Raw genomic sequence first — 15,248 nt, 5'->3', positions numbered from 1 at the left:
ATGACGGCCGCCGAACTGGCGGCGCACACCCCCGTAATGCAGCAATGGCTGCGCGCCAAGGCGGAGCATGCCGACAAGCTGCTGTTTTTCCGCATGGGGGATTTCTACGAGCTGTTCTACGAGGATGCCCAGCAGGCCGCGCGCCTGCTCGACATTACGCTGACCGCACGCGGCCAGTCGGCCGGCAAGCCGATCGCCATGGCCGGCATTCCCTACCACTCCGTAGACGGCTACCTGGCCAAGCTGGTCAAGCTGGGCGTCTCGGTGGCCATCTGCGAACAGATCGGCGATCCCGCTCTGGCCAAGGGCCCGGTGGAGCGCGCGGTGACGCGCATCGTCACGCCGGGCACGCTGACCGACGCCAACCTGCTCGACGACCGCAACGACAGCCTGTTGCTGGCACTGACGATCGACCGCCAGCGCGCCGGTCTGGCCTGGCTCAATCTCGCCAACGGCGACCTGCGCCTGTTGGAAACCTCGCTCGACGCCCTGCCCGCCCACTTCGAGCGCCTGCGCCCGGCGGAATTGCTGCTGCCCGACGCACTGCGCAGCGGCGTGCCGGAGCACCGTGCGGTCAGCCAGCACCTGCCCGACTGGCACTTCGACGCACGCGCCGCGGCCAATGCGCTGGCCGAGCATTTCGGCACCCGCGATCTGGCCGGCTTCGGCGTCCATGACGAGGAACTCGGGCTGGCCGCCGCCGGTGCGCTCTACCGCTACGCCCAGGCCACGCAGCTGCAGGCGCTGGCGCACGTCACACAGCTCACCGTCGAGCACGAAGGCGCCTTCCTGCGCCTCGACGCCGCGACCCGGCGCAACCTGGAAATATCCGAAACCCTGCGCGGCGAAGCGGCGCCCACCCTGCTCTCGCTGCTCGACACCTGCGCCACCAGCATGGGCTCGCGCTGGCTGCGCCATTGCCTGCACCACCCGCTGACCGAGCGCAGCATTCCGCGCGCGCGGCACGAGGCCGTCGCGGCGCTGATCGGCGATGCCGGCAACGGCCCGTTCGCGGCACTGGCCAAGGCGCTCTCCGGCTTCGCCGACATCGACCGCATCACCGCCCGCATCGCGCTGAAGAGCGCCCGGCCGCGCGACCTGTCCTCGCTGCGCGACAGCCTCGCGCGCCTCGACGGCATCCGTTCAATAGTTGGCGCTGGCGAGACGGCGTCGCGACTCGCCGAACTGGCTGCCGCACTCGCCACGCCGCAAGGCTGCGTCAGCCTGCTGACCCAGGCGGTAGCGATCGAGCCCGCCGCGCTGATCCGCGAAGGCGGCGTCATCGCCCCGGGCTACAACGCCGACCTCGACGAACTGCGCGCGATCCAGCACAACTGCGGCGCCTTCCTGATCGAACTCGAAGCGCGCGAACGGACCCGCAGCGGCATCGCCAACCTCAAGGTCGAGTTCAACAAGGTGCATGGCTTCTACATCGAAGTCACCCACTCCAACGTCGAGAAGATCCCCGAGGACTACCGCCGCCGGCAGACGCTGAAGAACGCCGAGCGCTACATCACGCCCGAACTCAAAGCCTTCGAGGACAAGGCACTGTCGGCCAACGAGCGCGCACTGGCGCTGGAAAAGGCTTTGTGGGACGAGCTGCTCGGCGCGCTGGCGATCCACATCCCGGTGCTGCAGCGCATCGCGCGCGCCATCGCCGAACTCGACGGTCTCGCCGCCTTTGCAGAAGCCGCCGTGCGCCACGACTACCGCCAGCCCGAGTTCTGCAACGAGGCGACGATCGAGATCGACGGCGGCCGCCATCCCGTGGTGGAACGGCAGATCGACAGTTTTATCGCCAACGACACGCGCCTCTCGCCGGCGCGCCGCATGCTGCTGATCACCGGCCCCAACATGGGCGGCAAATCGACCTACATGCGCCAGGCCGCGCTGATCGTGCTGCTCGCGCACTGCGGCGGCTTCGTCCCCGCGGCGCGCTGCAGGCTGGGACCGATCGACGCGATCTACACGCGCATCGGCGCCTCGGACGACCTCGCCTCCGGGCGCTCCACCTTCATGGTCGAGATGACCGAGGCGGCGGCAATTCTCAACGGCGCGACGGACAAGTCGCTGGTGCTGATGGACGAAATCGGCCGCGGCACCTCGACCTTCGACGGCGTCGCGCTGGCCTTTGCCATCGCCCGCCACCTGATCGAGAAGAACCGCGCCTGGACCCTGTTCTCGACGCATTATTTCGAGCTGACGCGGCTGGCGCAGGACTACCCGGTATGCGCCAACGTGCACCTCGACGCGGTCGAGCATGGCCACAAGATCGTGTTCCTGCATGCCGTCGAGGAAGGCCCCGCCTCGCAAAGCTATGGCGTGCAGGTCGCGGCGCTGGCCGGCATGCCCTCGGCCGTGGTGCGCGAGGCACGGCGCCGGCTGACGCTGCTGGAAAACCGCGAAGTCGGCTCGCTGACCCAGCCCGACCTGTTCGCCAGCGCGCCGCCCCTGCCCGAACCGCCGCATCCGGCGCTTGACGCCCTGCGCGACGTCAATCCCGATGAAATGAGTCCGCGCGAAGCGCTCGAAAAGCTCTATCAGTTGCACAAGCTCGCCAAGTCGTGAAGCGACTTTTCACGCTGCTGGCTGCGGCGCTGCTGGCCTTTTCAGCGCATGCCGAACCGCTCGCCTTCGGCCTGTTCGGCGACACGCCCTACAACCGCTGGGAGCGCACACATCTGCCCGACCTGATCGCGGCCATGGATGCCGAAAGTCTGGCCTTCGTGGTGCACATAGGCGACATCAAGAGCGGTGCCAGCGCCTGCAGTGACGAGGCGCTGCAGGATATTCAGGCTGTCTTTCAAATATCCAGGCATCCGCTGGTCTATGTGCCGGGCGACAACGACTGGACCGATTGCCATCGCAAGAGCAACGGCCGCTACGATCCGCTGGAACGTCTCGGCAAGCTGCGACTATGGTTCTTCCCCGACGATTTCGCGCTGGGCCGGCGACCGCTGAAGCTGGAACGCCAAAGTCGTGATCCGGCATTTGCCCGCTACCGCGAAAACGTGCGCTGGGAAGCCGGCGGCGCCTTGTTCGTCGGGCTCAACGTGCCCGGCAGCGACAACAACTTTCACGGCACGCGGCGCGGCGGCGGACCGGTGCCGGAGTTCATAGAGCGCAGCGCCGCCAACCGGACCTGGCTGGCCGAGGCGTTCGCGTTCGCGCGCAGCAGGAGACTGGCGGGCATCCTGATCGCGATGCAGGGCAATCCCGGTTTTCATGCCGCCAATGCCGGTAAGCCCAGCCCCGGCTACCGCGATTTCCTGATCCAATTGCGCGAGCAAACCCGAGCCTTTCCCGGCCAGGTGGTGCTGGTCCATGGCGATACGCATCTGCATCGGATCGATCAGCCGATGGCAGACCCCGATACGGGGGAGACGGTCAGGAATTTCACCCGCGTCGAAACCTTCGGCTCGCCCTTTTTCGGTTGGATCAGGGGCCAGGTCGATGCGGCCGATCCGCAGGTGTTCAGCTTCTCGCCGCGTGTCTGGACACCGCCGCCGCAAGCCTACTGAAGCTCAATGAATTTCGTCTTCCGGCGGCACGGGTGCCGGAAGCACGGCAATACCCTCGTCGAGCAGTTCGCGGGTCTCATCGGCCGTGGCGGTACCGCGGATAGTACGGGCCGGCGCCTCGTCATAGTGAATGCGGCGCGCCTCTTCCGGAAAGCGCTCGCCGACGTTTTCGGCCCGCCGCGCCATGTTGACCAAGGCCTGATTCAAAGCGCTCATGCCGGGTGCGCCAGCCTGGCTTGTCTGCTTTTCCGCCAATGCCACATCGCTGACGCCACGCTTGACGTGCGGCGCCGATGGCAGTTGCGTCACCGTCGAGGTCTGGCATTGAGGACAGTGCACCAGATGACGTTGGCTTTGATCGCGAAATGCCTCGCCCGAAGCAAACCAGCCTTCGAAACGGTGTCCGTGGTCGCAGAGAAGATTGAGAACTATCACGCGTTTGGATGGCTGGTGCCCGGAACCGGAATCGAACCGGTATGGCTTGCGCCGAGGGATTTTAAGTCCCTTGTGTCTACCAATTTCACCACCCGGGCCCGAGAGCTTGTGAATCCCGCCAGGGGACTTGCTGCGCGGCGTAAATCTACTGCGCGTGCCGGATCGGGGCTTGGGCGGTGCTCGCTATCCTCATGTACAGAAACGTACATTCCGGTAGCTGCGCTCCGGCCGCACCCCGCTGCGGCCCGCTCGCTACGATTTCTTCGCAAGCTCTGAAAAAGGCAAGGAGGAATACTGGAGGCGCGACCCGGAATCGAACCGAGGTACACGGCTTTGCAGGCCGCTGCATAACCACTCTGCCATCGCGCCGCGAAGGACTTGTTGAAGCTAAAAGGGGGAAAGCAATTGCTTTCCCCCAGAATTCTGGAGCGGGAGAAGAGTCTCGAACTCTCGACCTCAACCTTGGCAAGGTTGCGCTCTACCAACTGAGCTACTCCCGCAGAACAGGCGCGCATTATAGCGTCCGCTTTCGATGTGTCAACGACTGCGCGCCGAGATTTCCGGCCACGCTTTCTTCAAGTAATAAATCATCGACCATAGCGTCAGCAGCGCGGCAATCCAGAGCGACCAGGTGCCGGCCAGATGCACGTCGAGCGGACCGATCGGCGTGTGCCACAACAGCAGCGGGATCGCCGTCATCTGCGCGATGGTTTTCAGCTTGCCGATCAATGAAACGGCCACGCTCTTCGCCGCGCCGATCTTCGCCATCCATTCGCGCAGCGCCGAGATGGCGATTTCGCGACCGATGATGATGAAGGCCAGCATGACGTCGGCACGGTCGAGCCGCACCAGCACCACCAGCGCGGCGGCCACCATCAGCTTGTCCGCCACCGGATCTAGAAAGGCGCCGAAGGCCGAAGTCTGGTTCAGTTTGCGCGCCAGCCAGCCGTCGACCCAATCGGTGATCGCGGCGACCAGGAAGGCCGCCGTCGCCACGAGATTCTGCTCGGCGATGGTCAGCGGTAGATAGTAGACGCCGACCACCAGTGGAATCAGCAGAATGCGCGCCCAGGTCAGCAGGTTCGGAATGTTCAGCGGCATGTCAGCGCAATGTCTTGTGAATTTCTTCGGCGAGGCGTCGCGAAATGCCATCGACCCGACAGAGGTCCTCGATGGTTGCGGCCTTGACCCCGTCGAGGCCGCCGAATTGCGCCAGCAGCTTTTTGCGCCGCGCCGGGCCGACCCCGGCGACGTCTTCGAGCTTGGACCGTCCGCGCGCCTTGGCCCGCCGCGCCCGATGGCCGACGATGGCGAAGCGATGCGCCTCGTCGCGAATTTCCTGTATCAGGTGGAAGCCTGCGTGGTCCATGCCCAATTGTAGCGGCATGCTGCGCCCATGCACGAAGAGTGTTTCCAGTCCCGGCTTGCGGTCCTCGCCCTTGGCCACGCCGATGCTGGCCAGATGATCCAGGCCCAGCTCGGCGAAGACTTCGCGCGCCACGCGGTGCTGGCCCTTGCCGCCGTCGATCAGGACCAGGTCGGGGGCCGCGGTCTCGCCCGTGGCAACCTTTTCATAGCGTCGCGTCAGCGCCTGGCGCATCGCCGCGTAGTCGTCGCCGGGCTGGATGCCCTCGATGTTGAAGCGGCGGTAATCGCCCTTCTTCATCGCCCCGTCGACGCAGACCACGCAGGACGCCACGGTGCCTTCGCCCATGGTGTGGCTGATGTCGAAGCATTCGATGCGTCGCGGCGGCTCGGCCAGGTCCAGCGCCTCCTGCAGGGCGGTCAGGCGTCCGCTGCTGCGGGCCTTGGCCTGCCAGCGCGCCTGCACCGCCAGGCGCGCGTTGGTCAGCGCCATTTCGACCCAGGCGCGCTCCATCTCGTTCTTCGGCCCGCCGGCATTCAGGCCCTCGGGCAGGTCCTCGACCGGATACAGGTTCAGGATCAACCGCGCCGGCACCGGCTGCTCGGCATAGTGCTGGGCGACGAAGGCCGCCAGGCCTTCGCCGGCTTCCGCCTCGGCGGCGGCTTGCGGAAAGTAGGCGCGATCGCCCAGATGCAGTCCGCCGCGCACCATCGCCAGATTCACGCAGAGGCTGCCGCGCTCGACCACCGCCGCAATGATGTCCACATCGGCATCCTTGGTCGAGCTCACGTACTGCCGATGCAGCACGGCCTGCAGCGACCGGATCTGGTCACGCAGGGCAGCGGCTTCCTCGAAGCGCAGTTCGGTCGCGGCGGCCTCCATCAGCCGCGTCAGGCCTTCGATGACCTCCGAATGCCGGCCGCGCAGGAACATTTCCGCCAGCCGCACGTCGGCCGCGTAATCCTGCTGTGACACGAAACCCACGCAGGGCGCCTTGCAGCGCTTGATCTGGTGCATCAGGCAGGGCCGCGAACGATTGGCGAACACCGACTCCTCGCAGGTGCGCAGCAGGAAGGTCTTCTGGATCAACTGGATGCTCTCGCGCACCGCGAGGCCGTTGGGGAAGGGTCCGAAATACTGCGACTTCTTCTCGAAGGCGCCGCGGTGGTAGAACAGCCGCGGAAACTCGCCGCCCGACAGACCAATATAGGGATAGGACTTGTCGTCGCGGAACAGGATGTTGTATTTCGGCGTGAGCTTCTTGATCAGCGTGTTTTCGAGGATCAGCGCCTCGGCCTCGGAGCGCGTCGCCGTAACTTCCATGGCGGCGACCTGCTGCAGCATCAGCGCGATGCGCGGGCTGTGGCCGCCCTTGTTGAAGTAGGACGACACCCGTTTCTTCAGGTTTTTCGCCTTGCCGACATACAACACGGCCCGGTCCGCATCGAGCATGCGATAGACGCCCGGCGCCTCGGTCAGCGTCGCCAGGAACTCGCGGGAATCGAAAGCCGCGCTAGCCTGCGTCGAGTTCGTCACGGACTTTGCGGAAGACATCCTGAAAGTTGGCGCTGGTGAGACGGCGAGTCTGGGTGTTGTAGCGGCTGCAGTGGTAGCTGTCGATCAGGATACGGCCGCGCGAGCCCGAAGGCGCGAACTCATGGGGCGGCAAGGTGTGGCGCGCGCCATGGCCGAAACCCAGCGCCGACTGCTTGAGCCCCAGCGCCATCAGCACCGCCTTGTGCGCCACCAGCCCCAGGGCGAGGATCACCCGGACTTCCGGCGCGGCCTGCAGCTCGGCCGCCAGATAGCGGTTGCAGGTCCGAATCTCGGCCGGCTCGGGCTTGTTCTCCGGCGGCAGGCATTTCACGGCGTTGGTGATGCGGCAATCGATCAGACGCAGATCGTCGTCCGCGGCAACGGATTCCGGAAGGGAGCCGAAGCCGAAGGTGTGCAGCGTCTCGTAGAGCAGGATGCCGGCATAGTCGCCGGTGAAAGGGCGTCCCGTACGATTGGCGCCGTGCATGCCAGGTGCGAGGCCGACGATCAGCAGGCGCGCCTGAGGGTCGCCGAAGGGCAGCACCGGCCGGGCGTGGTAGTCGGGCCGGCGGCTGCGCACGTCGGCAAGGAATCCCGCGAGTCGCGGGCAATCGGTACAGCGTAATAGTTCGTTCATTAGGCTAGGATACCGCCTCGCCATGACCCGCAAACCGATCCGCTGCGACATTTTCTGCGCCGTCGTCGACAACTACGGCGATGCCGCCGTCTGCTGGCGGCTGGCGTGCCAATTGGCGATCGAGCACGGCTGGCGGGTCAGGCTGTGGATGGACGACCTCGCGCCCCTGCACCAACTGGCGCCGGATTACGCAGCGGGCCCGGTAGCGGTTCGCCCCTGGCCTGCACCCGCCCCCTGGCCCGCGGATGATACGGCCGAGGTAGTGATCGAGGCCTTCGCCTGCGAACCGCCGCCGGCCTACATCGAGGCCATGGCCGGCAGCGCCCGCGCGCCGGTCTGGCTCAATCTCGAATACCTCTCGGCCGAATCCTGGGTCGCCGACAGCCACGGCCTGCCCTCGCCGCACCCGCGCCTGCCTCTGCTCAAGCATTTCTATTTCCCGGGCTTCGCCGCGGGCACCGGCGGGCTTCTGCGCGAGCGCGACTACGACTCGCGGCGCTCAACCTTCGACGAGATGGCGTTCCGTGCGGAGTTTGCCTTGCCGCCGCGATTGCCCGGGGAACTGACGGTTTCCCTGTTCAGCTACCCCAATCCGGCGCTTGCGGATCTGATCCGGGCCTGGGTCGCCTGGGCGAGCCCGGAGCGCCCCCTGCGCGTGCTGCGTCCGGGCAGCAAGGAAGCCGCCCGGACCATTGGCCACCTGAGCCTGCAGCCCCTGCCCTTCCTGCCGCAGCGCCGCTACGACGAACTGCTCTGGGCCTGCGACCTCAATTTCGTCCGCGGCGAGGATTCCTTCGTTCGCGCCCAGTGGGCGGCTAGGCCCTTCATCTGGCAGATCTATCCGCAGGCGGAGGACGCCCACCTGGTCAAGCTGGAAGCCTTCCTCGCCCTGCACCCGGCCGGCGCCGCCTTGCGGCCGTTCTGGCTGGCCTGGAACGGCATCGGCAGCCTCGACTGGCCGACTTTCGCCACCGGCCTGCCGGCCCTGGAAGCCCCATCCCGGCATTGGGCGAAGACCCTGGCCAGCCGCCCCGATCTCGCCAGCGGGCTTGTAAAGTTCTGCCTTGAACGGCTAAAATAGCGGGTTTTAAAATTCCGCTGCAGGAAGCTCGCCATGAAAATCGCCCAGGAACTCCGTGCCGGCAACGTCGTGATGGTCGGCAACGACCCGCTCGTCGTGCAAAAGGCCGAATACAACAAGGGCGGCCGCAGCTCGGCGGTCGTCAAATTCAAATTCAAGAATCTGCTCACCGGCGCCGCCTCGGAGGCCATCTACAAGGCCGACGACAAGTTCGAGCAGGTGGTGCCCGAACGCAAGGAATGCACCTATTCCTATTTCGCCGATCCGATGTACGTGTTCATGGACGCCGAGTACAACCAGTACGAAGTCGAAGGCGAGAACATGAGCGATGCCGTGAATTACCTCGAGGACGGCATGCCCGTCGAAGTGGTGTTCTACGACGACAAGCCCATCTCGGTCGAAATGCCCAACAGCGTCGTGCGCGAAGTGATCTACACCGAGCCTGCGGTCAAGGGCGATACCTCGGGCAAGGTCATGAAGCCGGCCAAGATCAGCACCGGCATGGAACTGCCCGTGCCGCTGTTCGTCGAGATCGGCAACAGGATCGAAATCGACACGCGCACCGGCGAGTACAAGAACCGGGTTATCAAGTAAGCGCGATAGGGCCGGCTTCAGCCGGCCCAGCATACCTCGGCGGTGCTGTAGGGCCGGCTTCAGCCGGCCAGATAACGATGGCGTTGTAGGGCCGACTTTAGTCGGCCAGATAACGATGGCGGACTGAAGTCCGCCCTACAAGTCCGCCCTACAAGTCCGCCCTACAAGTTCGCCCTAAACCGCCAGCACCCGCTGCGCCAGTTTGACCCAGTAGCGGATGCCGGTGGCGATGATCTCGTCGTTGAAGTCGTAGTGCGGACTGTGCAGCATGCAGCCGCCCTCGCCCGGGCCATTGCCGAGCCAGACGTAGCAGCCGGGCACGACGCGCGACAGGTAGGCGAAATCCTCGGCGCCCATGCTCGGCGGCAAGTTGGTCAGCACTTGCGCCTCGCCCACTACCTGGCGTGCCACTTCGCGGGCGAGCAAGCTCGGTTCGCTTGCATTGACGGTGGGCGGATAGCCACGCTCGTAGCGCAGGTCGATGCTGACCCGGTAGGTCGACTCGATGCCGGTGCAGATGCGCCGCAAGCCCTGTTCCAGAGCATCCTGCAATTCGGCATTGAGCGTACGCACCGTGCCGCCCAGCACCGCCGTTTCCGGCAGCACGTTGTCGGCATGGCCGGCATGAAAGCGCGTGACGCTAACCACGGCCGCGGCCAGCGGATCGGTATTGCGCGACACCAGCGACTGCACCGCCTGCACCAGGGCACTCCCGGCCAGCACCACGTCCACCGCCTGATGGGGCATGGCCGCGTGGCCGCCGCGGCCGGTGACCTCGATCTCGAAACGATCGGTACCGGCCATCACCGGTCCTTCGGTGACGCCGAAGCTGCCGACCGCCATGCCCGGCCAGTTATGCAGGCCGAATACCATGTCCATCGGGAAGCGCTCGAACAGGCCTTCTTCGACCATCACGCGGCCGCCGCCTTCGTGCTCTTCGGCCGGCTGGAAAATGAAATACACGGTGCCGTCGAAGTCGCGCAACTGGCACAAGGCTTCGGCCGCCCCCAGCAGCATCGCGGTATGGCCGTCGTGGCCGCAGGCGTGCATTTTTCCGTCATGCGTCGAATGGTGCGGAAAGCTGTTCAATTCCGTAAGCGGCAACGCATCCATGTCGGCACGCAGGCCGATCGCACGCGCACTGGTGCCCAGCGCAAGCTTGGCCACGACGCCGGTGCGGGCAATGCCGCGATGGACTTCGAGGCCGAGGCCGTCAAGATAGTCGGCCACCTTCGCCGCAGTGCGTTTTTCGGCGAAGGCGAGTTCGGGATGCGCGTGGATGTCGCGCCGCAGCACGGCGACCTTGGACGTCAGGTTGGGCAGGATGTCGTCGATCATTGCAAATCCACCTCGGATTGAAATTCTCACTATCTTGAATCCTAACAGCCTCGCCGGAGGGTGGCGAGGACAGGATTGCGCCGCTCCTTGGCGCAGGGGCTTGCAGACTGCGCCCGGTCGTCTATTATTTTCATATGGCAATCAGTTCGACACTGCCCATTTCAGGCTTCGGCACCGTAATCGCGACACGTGCCGTGTCGGTGCGCGATGCGAATTCGTTGGCTCAGCAGATTCCCTCGCTCGCCGGTCCGGGTGTCGCGGTGACGATAGGTGCCACCACCCTCGCGCCGCAGCTCTACAACTCGGCCGGGTTGTTGCGCGCCCTGGTCGGACTCGATACCGCCGACGCCCTGCCATCCGGCGCGGACCCCGGCGCCGTTTCCTCCGAGTTGCAGGGCAATCTCGAAACAGTGCTCGGCCTGAACTCCGAGGCCGGCAGTTTGGGAGTTTCCGACTCGATAGGATCGCTCGCCAATCTTTCCGCGGATTCGCTGCAGGCGCTGAACAATGTCCTGGCAGACGGCCTCGACACCACGACCGGCGCGAGCAGCGAGCAGGCTCTGCGGGAATTGCTGGCCCAGACCCTGAACGCTTCGTCTTCCGGATTGGACCGGACAACGGCAGCCGCCTCCGTGGTCAATACGAGCGGCGTGCTGCGGGCTGCGTCTGCCGACGAATCGCTCAGGGCGCTCAACGCGCTGCCGACGGCCGAACTCGGACTGGCGGCCACCGCGCTCGATACGGGAATCGGCGACGCCGGCTTGCCCCACAACGCGCTCAACGACGCCTCCAGTCTGGCCTTCAACAGGTTGCTGGCAACCCGACTGGAACAGGCGATCAGCGAACTCGACACCAGCCGGCCGCGCCGACGCCCCGGCGGCTCCGCGGGTGCAAGCGATCTGCTCCTGTCGGGTGTTTCGCTGCTGACAGCGGCGACAGACGCGGCGGCGCTCGTTGGCGAAGCTGCCCTGACAGCCGACGAACTCACGCTGGCGCAGGGTCTGTCGGCGGAATCCCTGGTCCGGCTTGCCCTGCAGACACCGAGCCGCGCCGACGAGGCTGCGCCGACCGGAAATACGCAGGCCTTGTTCGCGACCGAGATCACCGAAGCAAGCGCGCCACGCGCCAGCGCGGCAGGCCTGCAGGCGACAGCCCAGAGTGGCGCTGCCACACCGACCGCCGCGGCACTGAATCCCGCGCCGGCGCCGTTGCGCGCCATGACGGATACCCCGGGCGCTTCCATCACCCTGGAACCGCGCTACGCCGAACTCGCCGCCTCGATGACCATGGGCGCGGCCGTATATCGCTACCAGGCCAGCGTCGCCCTGGGGGTTCCGCCCGGCGCAGTCGATCCGGCACGGACTGTGCGGCCGATCCGCCCGGTACACGAAGCCGAGAGAATCTCCTAGCTGCCGGCCGTCCGGCGGGCTTGGTGCGGGGCCGGCGCCCCGAGCGAGCGACGGCAATCACCCGCCGCACGCAAGCCGGAGTTTCCGGTATGGTTCCGGGCGCATGGACCTCAATCAACGCCGCATCGCTCACCTCGACATGGATGCCTTCTACGCATCCGTCGAGCTCCTGCGCTACCCCGAACTGCGCGGTCTGCCCGTGGTGATCGGCGGCCGTCGCGACCAGCAGCCGGAGTTGCTGGCCGACGGCAGTCGGCGCTTTTTCCGCCTGCGCGACTATGTCGGCCGCGGCGTCATCACCACCTCGACCTACGAAGCCCGCGCGCTGGGCGTGTTCTCCGCCATGGGCATGATGAAGGCGGCGAAACTGGCGCCGGACGCCATCCTGCTACCGGTCGACTTCGACGCCTATCGGCATTACTCACGCCTGTTCAAGGCGGCCGTGGCGGCCATCGCACCGAAGATCGAAGATCGAGGCATCGACGAGATATACATCGACCTGAGCGACCTGCCCGACGACACGCTGCCCCTCGCGCAGCGCATCAAGCAGGCGGTGAAGGACGCCACCGGACTCTCCTGCTCGATCGCCATCAGCCCCAGCAAGCTGCTGTCGAAAATCGGCTCGGACCTGGAAAAGCCCGATGGGCTGACGCTGCTCGACCAGAGCGACATCCCGTCGCGCATCTGGCCGCTGCCGGTGCGCAAGATCAACGGCATCGGTCCCAAGGCCGGCGAAAAACTCGCCGCGCTGGGCATTGCCAGCATCGGCGAACTGGCCCGCGCCGATCCGGCGCTGCTGCAAGACCACTTCGGCCGCAGCTACGCCGAATGGCTGCATGCCGTGTCGCACGGCATTGACGACCGCCCGGTGGTGACCGAGTCCGAGACGAAATCGATCAGCCGCGAAACCACCTTCGAGCGCGACCTCCATGCGCGCCGCGACCGCGCCGCCCTGTCCGAGATATTCACCTCGCTGTGCAACCGCGTCGCCGCGGATCTGCAGCGCAAGGGCTTTCTGGCCCGCACCATCGGCATCAAGCTACGTTACGAAGACTTTCGCATCGCCACTCGAGACCTGACCCTGCCGGCGCCGACCGCCGACCCGGCGGTGATCCGCCGCGCCGCCGGCGAGTGCCTGCGCCGCGTGCCGCTGGAAAAGAGACTGCGCCTGCTCGGCGTGCGCACCAGTGCGCTGACATCGAGCAGCGCGCTGCCAGCAGCAGATGTATCGCCGCAGGGTGAGTTGCCGTTGACGACACCCGCCCGCTGACGGGGAATGCAATCGGGAAGTCATAGCACTGGCTGTACCTCTTCGCGGCAGTTCCCGTCCGTTGAAATTCTTTACAACACCCGACACTGTTGCTACCATTTACAACATGCAAGCCCTACTGATCCTCGATGACCGCTACCCGCAAGGGGATCATGCATTCGTGGTTGTGCGTGTGTTCCGCGTGCCGGACCAGGTTCCCGGCAGCATGCACGACCTGAAATACAGCTTGGCATACGTGGTGGATGGAGTGTGCGTGCTGCGCTTCGACAACGAAGCCGGCAAGGGTGACCATTTCCATCGCGGTGAGACTGAGGCGCAGTACGACTTCACCTCGCTGGAACAACTTCTGGCGGACTTCTGGTTCGCCGTCGATGATTGGAGAATGTGACATGACAAACACCGTAACCATCGGCGTCGCCTCGCGCGACGACATCAATGCCCGCTTCATGCGCGCGATGACCACGGGCAAGCGTGCAGCGCCTTTCATCGGCTTTGTCGACGAGCGCGCGCTGTGGAGCACGCTGACGCCGCTGCGCTGGGACATCCTCAAGGTGATGACCGGTGCGGGATCGCTAGCGCTGCGGGAAATCGCCCGGCGCGTGGGGCGCGACGTGCGCGGCGTGCATACGGACGTGCATTCCCTGCTGGCCGTCGGACTGATCGAGCGCGACGACGCAGGGTTTCGTTTTCCGTACGACGCGGTGCATGTGGACTTCGTGCTGAAGGCGGCGTGAGACTCGGAAAAGCAGACGCTTTGGGCGATAACTGAGATTCCACGAAGCATCGCAAACGGTTATCTGGAATATCTTCATGCAAATTTTCATCGACGAATCGGGAACCTTCGCGCCTAAGTCTGGCCCGGCGGCGATTTCCGTTGTTGGCGCACTCATAATCCCCGAAGGGAAGATGAAATTCATAGAGCGCAAGTACCAATCCATCAGAAACGCACTTCCTACAGATCACGGCGAGGTTAAAGGTCGTTTGCTTTCAGAGCAGCACGTCGATCGTGTGGTAACCATGCTTGCGAAAAATGAGGTTCTGTTTGAGGCAGTTGCAATCGACATGGCGAGACATTCGCTGGCACAAGTTGAGCAGCACAAGGCGGACCAAGAAGACGCGCTCACCGCAAATCTGACAGATGAGTTCCACCCTAATCTCCGAAAAAGTGTGTGGGAGTTACGTCACCGCCTGGAACGGATGCCACACCAGTTGTATGTGCAAAGCGTGGTGACATTTGAATTGATCGCCACGGCGATTCGGCTATCTACCCTGTACTTTAGCCAGCGTCACCCAAAAACTCTTGGACAATTCCAATGGGTAGTGGATGCGAAAGATCGACAATCCGTAACTGACTGGGAAAGTTGGTGGGCATTTACCGTAATGCCGATGATTCAATCACGGTCATTTCGTGAACCATTGTCCCGCCTTATAGGCAGCGACTATTCGTATTTTCAACGGTTTGAGACGGATATTCCCGACTATTTGCATCCACACCTTAACGACCCCACCAAGAGAACAGGGCTTGACGCGAAAAAGATAATGACTGAGAGCTTTCGCTTTTCGCCAGATCCAGAGCCCGGCTTGGAGATGGTAGATATCCTGACGAATGCAACCCGCCGTGCCCTGATGGGTAATCTCCGGCAAGCTGGATGGGGAAACATCCCTCGACTAATGATCGACCGTAGGGATCAATACATTGAGTTGATCTCCCTTGGCGAGTCTCAGAGTCAGATCAGCCACCGCTGTCCCTATTCGGACGTCATTGATAATTTTCGTAGCGGAGGAAAGAACATTCTTGCGCCTAGATTTGCCAAGTCCGATTGATTCATACGACAAGCCTTAAGTTCAGTTCGCTGAGGGCGGCGCGTACAACATTTGGCGCTGTCAAAGAGTCGGCGCTGACGGGACGGCGAGTGCAGCGATAGCCAACTCTTGGGCAACACAATGTCTACCTTCGAGGACATGACTTGGCACTATTTCCTCTGCTTATCATCCTATCTCGCGATAGCCTAGGGCGTGTTCTCAATCAAGCCAACCAGACGATGGTACATGCCAGATGAA

General features: G+C 64.3%; 14 protein-coding genes and 3 tRNA genes. 9 read left to right on the top strand and 8 right to left on the bottom strand.

What is annotated here, in order from left to right:
* Both mutS and RMO95_RS09305 read left to right on the top strand, forming a co-directional pair.
* Positions 1-2,568, top strand: a complete 2,568-nt coding sequence (gene mutS / locus RMO95_RS09310) for a DNA mismatch repair protein MutS (RefSeq protein WP_310450384.1) — start codon at positions 1-3, stop codon at positions 2,566-2,568.
* On the top strand, positions 2,565-3,521 hold the full coding sequence (locus RMO95_RS09305; RefSeq protein ID WP_310450341.1) for a hypothetical protein: 957 nt from the start codon (positions 2,565-2,567) through the stop codon (positions 3,519-3,521). Before mutS ends, RMO95_RS09305 begins: the two co-directional genes overlap by 4 nt.
* 3 nt (positions 3,522-3,524) lie before the next feature.
* On the opposite strand, the gene RMO95_RS09300 is transcribed toward RMO95_RS09305, so the two are convergent.
* The 7 genes from RMO95_RS09300 to RMO95_RS09270 all read right to left on the bottom strand — a co-directional run bounded on the left by RMO95_RS09300 (position 3,525) and on the right by RMO95_RS09270 (position 7,495).
* A complete protein-coding gene (locus RMO95_RS09300) occupies positions 3,525-3,956 on the bottom strand; it encodes a DUF1178 family protein (protein ID WP_310450340.1) in 432 nt (143 codons plus the stop codon).
* A gap of 13 nt (positions 3,957-3,969) precedes the next feature.
* Positions 3,970-4,054: transfer RNA gene (locus RMO95_RS09295), tRNA-Leu, on the bottom strand.
* A 197-nt stretch (positions 4,055-4,251) separates the two neighbouring features.
* A tRNA-Cys gene (locus RMO95_RS09290) sits at positions 4,252-4,325 on the bottom strand.
* Between the two features lie 55 nt (positions 4,326-4,380).
* Positions 4,381-4,456, bottom strand: a tRNA-Gly gene (locus RMO95_RS09285).
* 37 nt (positions 4,457-4,493) lie between these two features.
* Complete coding sequence (gene pgsA, locus RMO95_RS09280) at positions 4,494-5,057, bottom strand: CDP-diacylglycerol--glycerol-3-phosphate 3-phosphatidyltransferase (protein ID WP_310450339.1); 564 nt, start codon at positions 5,055-5,057, stop codon at positions 4,494-4,496.
* A 1-nt stretch (position 5,058) separates the two neighbouring features.
* A complete protein-coding gene (gene uvrC / locus RMO95_RS09275; RefSeq protein WP_310450338.1) occupies positions 5,059-6,858 on the bottom strand; it encodes an excinuclease ABC subunit UvrC in 1,800 nt (599 codons plus the stop codon).
* The gene (locus RMO95_RS09270; protein ID WP_310450337.1) at positions 6,836-7,495 is read right to left on the bottom strand and encodes a uracil-DNA glycosylase; all 660 of its coding nucleotides are present in this window, start codon (positions 7,493-7,495) and stop codon (positions 6,836-6,838) included. Before RMO95_RS09270 ends, uvrC begins: the two co-directional genes overlap by 23 nt.
* A 22-nt stretch (positions 7,496-7,517) precedes the next feature.
* Here RMO95_RS09270 and earP point away from each other — a divergent pair, with 22 nt between their 5' ends.
* Together earP and efp are read left to right on the top strand one after the other, a co-directional pair.
* Entirely contained in the window at positions 7,518-8,576 is a 1,059-nt protein-coding gene (gene earP, locus RMO95_RS09265; RefSeq protein ID WP_310450336.1) for an elongation factor P maturation arginine rhamnosyltransferase EarP, read from the top strand.
* Between the two features lie 33 nt (positions 8,577-8,609).
* Positions 8,610-9,170: an elongation factor P gene (gene efp / locus RMO95_RS09260; protein WP_310450335.1), complete on the top strand. Its 561-nt coding sequence runs from the start codon at positions 8,610-8,612 to the stop codon at positions 9,168-9,170.
* 174 nt (positions 9,171-9,344) lie between these two features.
* Here the strand turns inward: efp and RMO95_RS09255 are convergent, their stop codons facing one another.
* Positions 9,345-10,508, bottom strand: a complete 1,164-nt coding sequence (locus RMO95_RS09255) for a M20 aminoacylase family protein (protein WP_310450334.1) — start codon at positions 10,506-10,508, stop codon at positions 9,345-9,347.
* A gap of 134 nt (positions 10,509-10,642) precedes the next feature.
* Between RMO95_RS09255 and RMO95_RS09250 the strand changes: the two genes are divergently transcribed.
* The 5 genes from RMO95_RS09250 to RMO95_RS09230 all read left to right on the top strand — a co-directional run bounded on the left by RMO95_RS09250 (position 10,643) and on the right by RMO95_RS09230 (position 15,011).
* Positions 10,643-11,917 carry a hypothetical protein gene (locus RMO95_RS09250; RefSeq protein WP_310450333.1) on the top strand — a complete coding sequence of 425 codons (1,275 nt, stop codon included), beginning with the start codon at positions 10,643-10,645 and terminating at the stop codon, positions 11,915-11,917.
* A gap of 103 nt (positions 11,918-12,020) precedes the next feature.
* Complete coding sequence (gene dinB / locus RMO95_RS09245; protein ID WP_310450332.1) at positions 12,021-13,187, top strand: DNA polymerase IV; 1,167 nt, start codon at positions 12,021-12,023, stop codon at positions 13,185-13,187.
* Positions 13,188-13,293: 106 nt separating this feature from the next.
* Complete coding sequence (locus tag RMO95_RS09240) at positions 13,294-13,575, top strand: DUF6516 family protein (protein ID WP_310450331.1); 282 nt, start codon at positions 13,294-13,296, stop codon at positions 13,573-13,575.
* Between the two features lies 1 nt (position 13,576).
* A complete protein-coding gene (locus RMO95_RS09235; protein ID WP_310450330.1) occupies positions 13,577-13,921 on the top strand; it encodes a DNA-binding protein in 345 nt (114 codons plus the stop codon).
* Between the two features lie 76 nt (positions 13,922-13,997).
* Entirely contained in the window at positions 13,998-15,011 is a 1,014-nt protein-coding gene (locus tag RMO95_RS09230) for a hypothetical protein (RefSeq protein WP_310450329.1), read from the top strand.
* The last annotated feature ends 237 nt before the right edge of the window (positions 15,012-15,248 follow it).

The organism is Sulfuritalea sp., from assembly GCF_031426875.1.
In the GTDB taxonomy this organism is placed as follows: domain Bacteria; phylum Pseudomonadota; class Gammaproteobacteria; order Burkholderiales; family Rhodocyclaceae; genus Sulfuritalea.
Note: the sequence above shows the minus strand (reverse complement) of the source record. Positions and strands in the feature narration are given on the sequence as shown.

Coding starts and splice junctions, on each gene's coding strand:
- RMO95_RS09270 (WP_310450337.1), bottom strand. CDS start 7,495: ATGAACGAACTATTACGCTGTACCGATTGCCCGCGACTCGCGGGATTC.
- dinB (WP_310450332.1), top strand. CDS start 12,021: ATGGACCTCAATCAACGCCGCATCGCTCACCTCGACATGGATGCCTTC.
- pgsA (WP_310450339.1), bottom strand. CDS start 5,057: ATGCCGCTGAACATTCCGAACCTGCTGACCTGGGCGCGCATTCTGCTG.
- mutS (WP_310450384.1), top strand. CDS start 1: ATGACGGCCGCCGAACTGGCGGCGCACACCCCCGTAATGCAGCAATGG.
- RMO95_RS09230 (WP_310450329.1), top strand. CDS start 13,998: ATGCAAATTTTCATCGACGAATCGGGAACCTTCGCGCCTAAGTCTGGC.
- RMO95_RS09240 (WP_310450331.1), top strand. CDS start 13,294: ATGCAAGCCCTACTGATCCTCGATGACCGCTACCCGCAAGGGGATCAT.
- earP (WP_310450336.1), top strand. CDS start 7,518: ATGACCCGCAAACCGATCCGCTGCGACATTTTCTGCGCCGTCGTCGAC.
- efp (WP_310450335.1), top strand. CDS start 8,610: ATGAAAATCGCCCAGGAACTCCGTGCCGGCAACGTCGTGATGGTCGGC.
- RMO95_RS09235 (WP_310450330.1), top strand. CDS start 13,577: ATGACAAACACCGTAACCATCGGCGTCGCCTCGCGCGACGACATCAAT.
- RMO95_RS09250 (WP_310450333.1), top strand. CDS start 10,643: ATGGCAATCAGTTCGACACTGCCCATTTCAGGCTTCGGCACCGTAATC.
- RMO95_RS09255 (WP_310450334.1), bottom strand. CDS start 10,508: ATGATCGACGACATCCTGCCCAACCTGACGTCCAAGGTCGCCGTGCTG.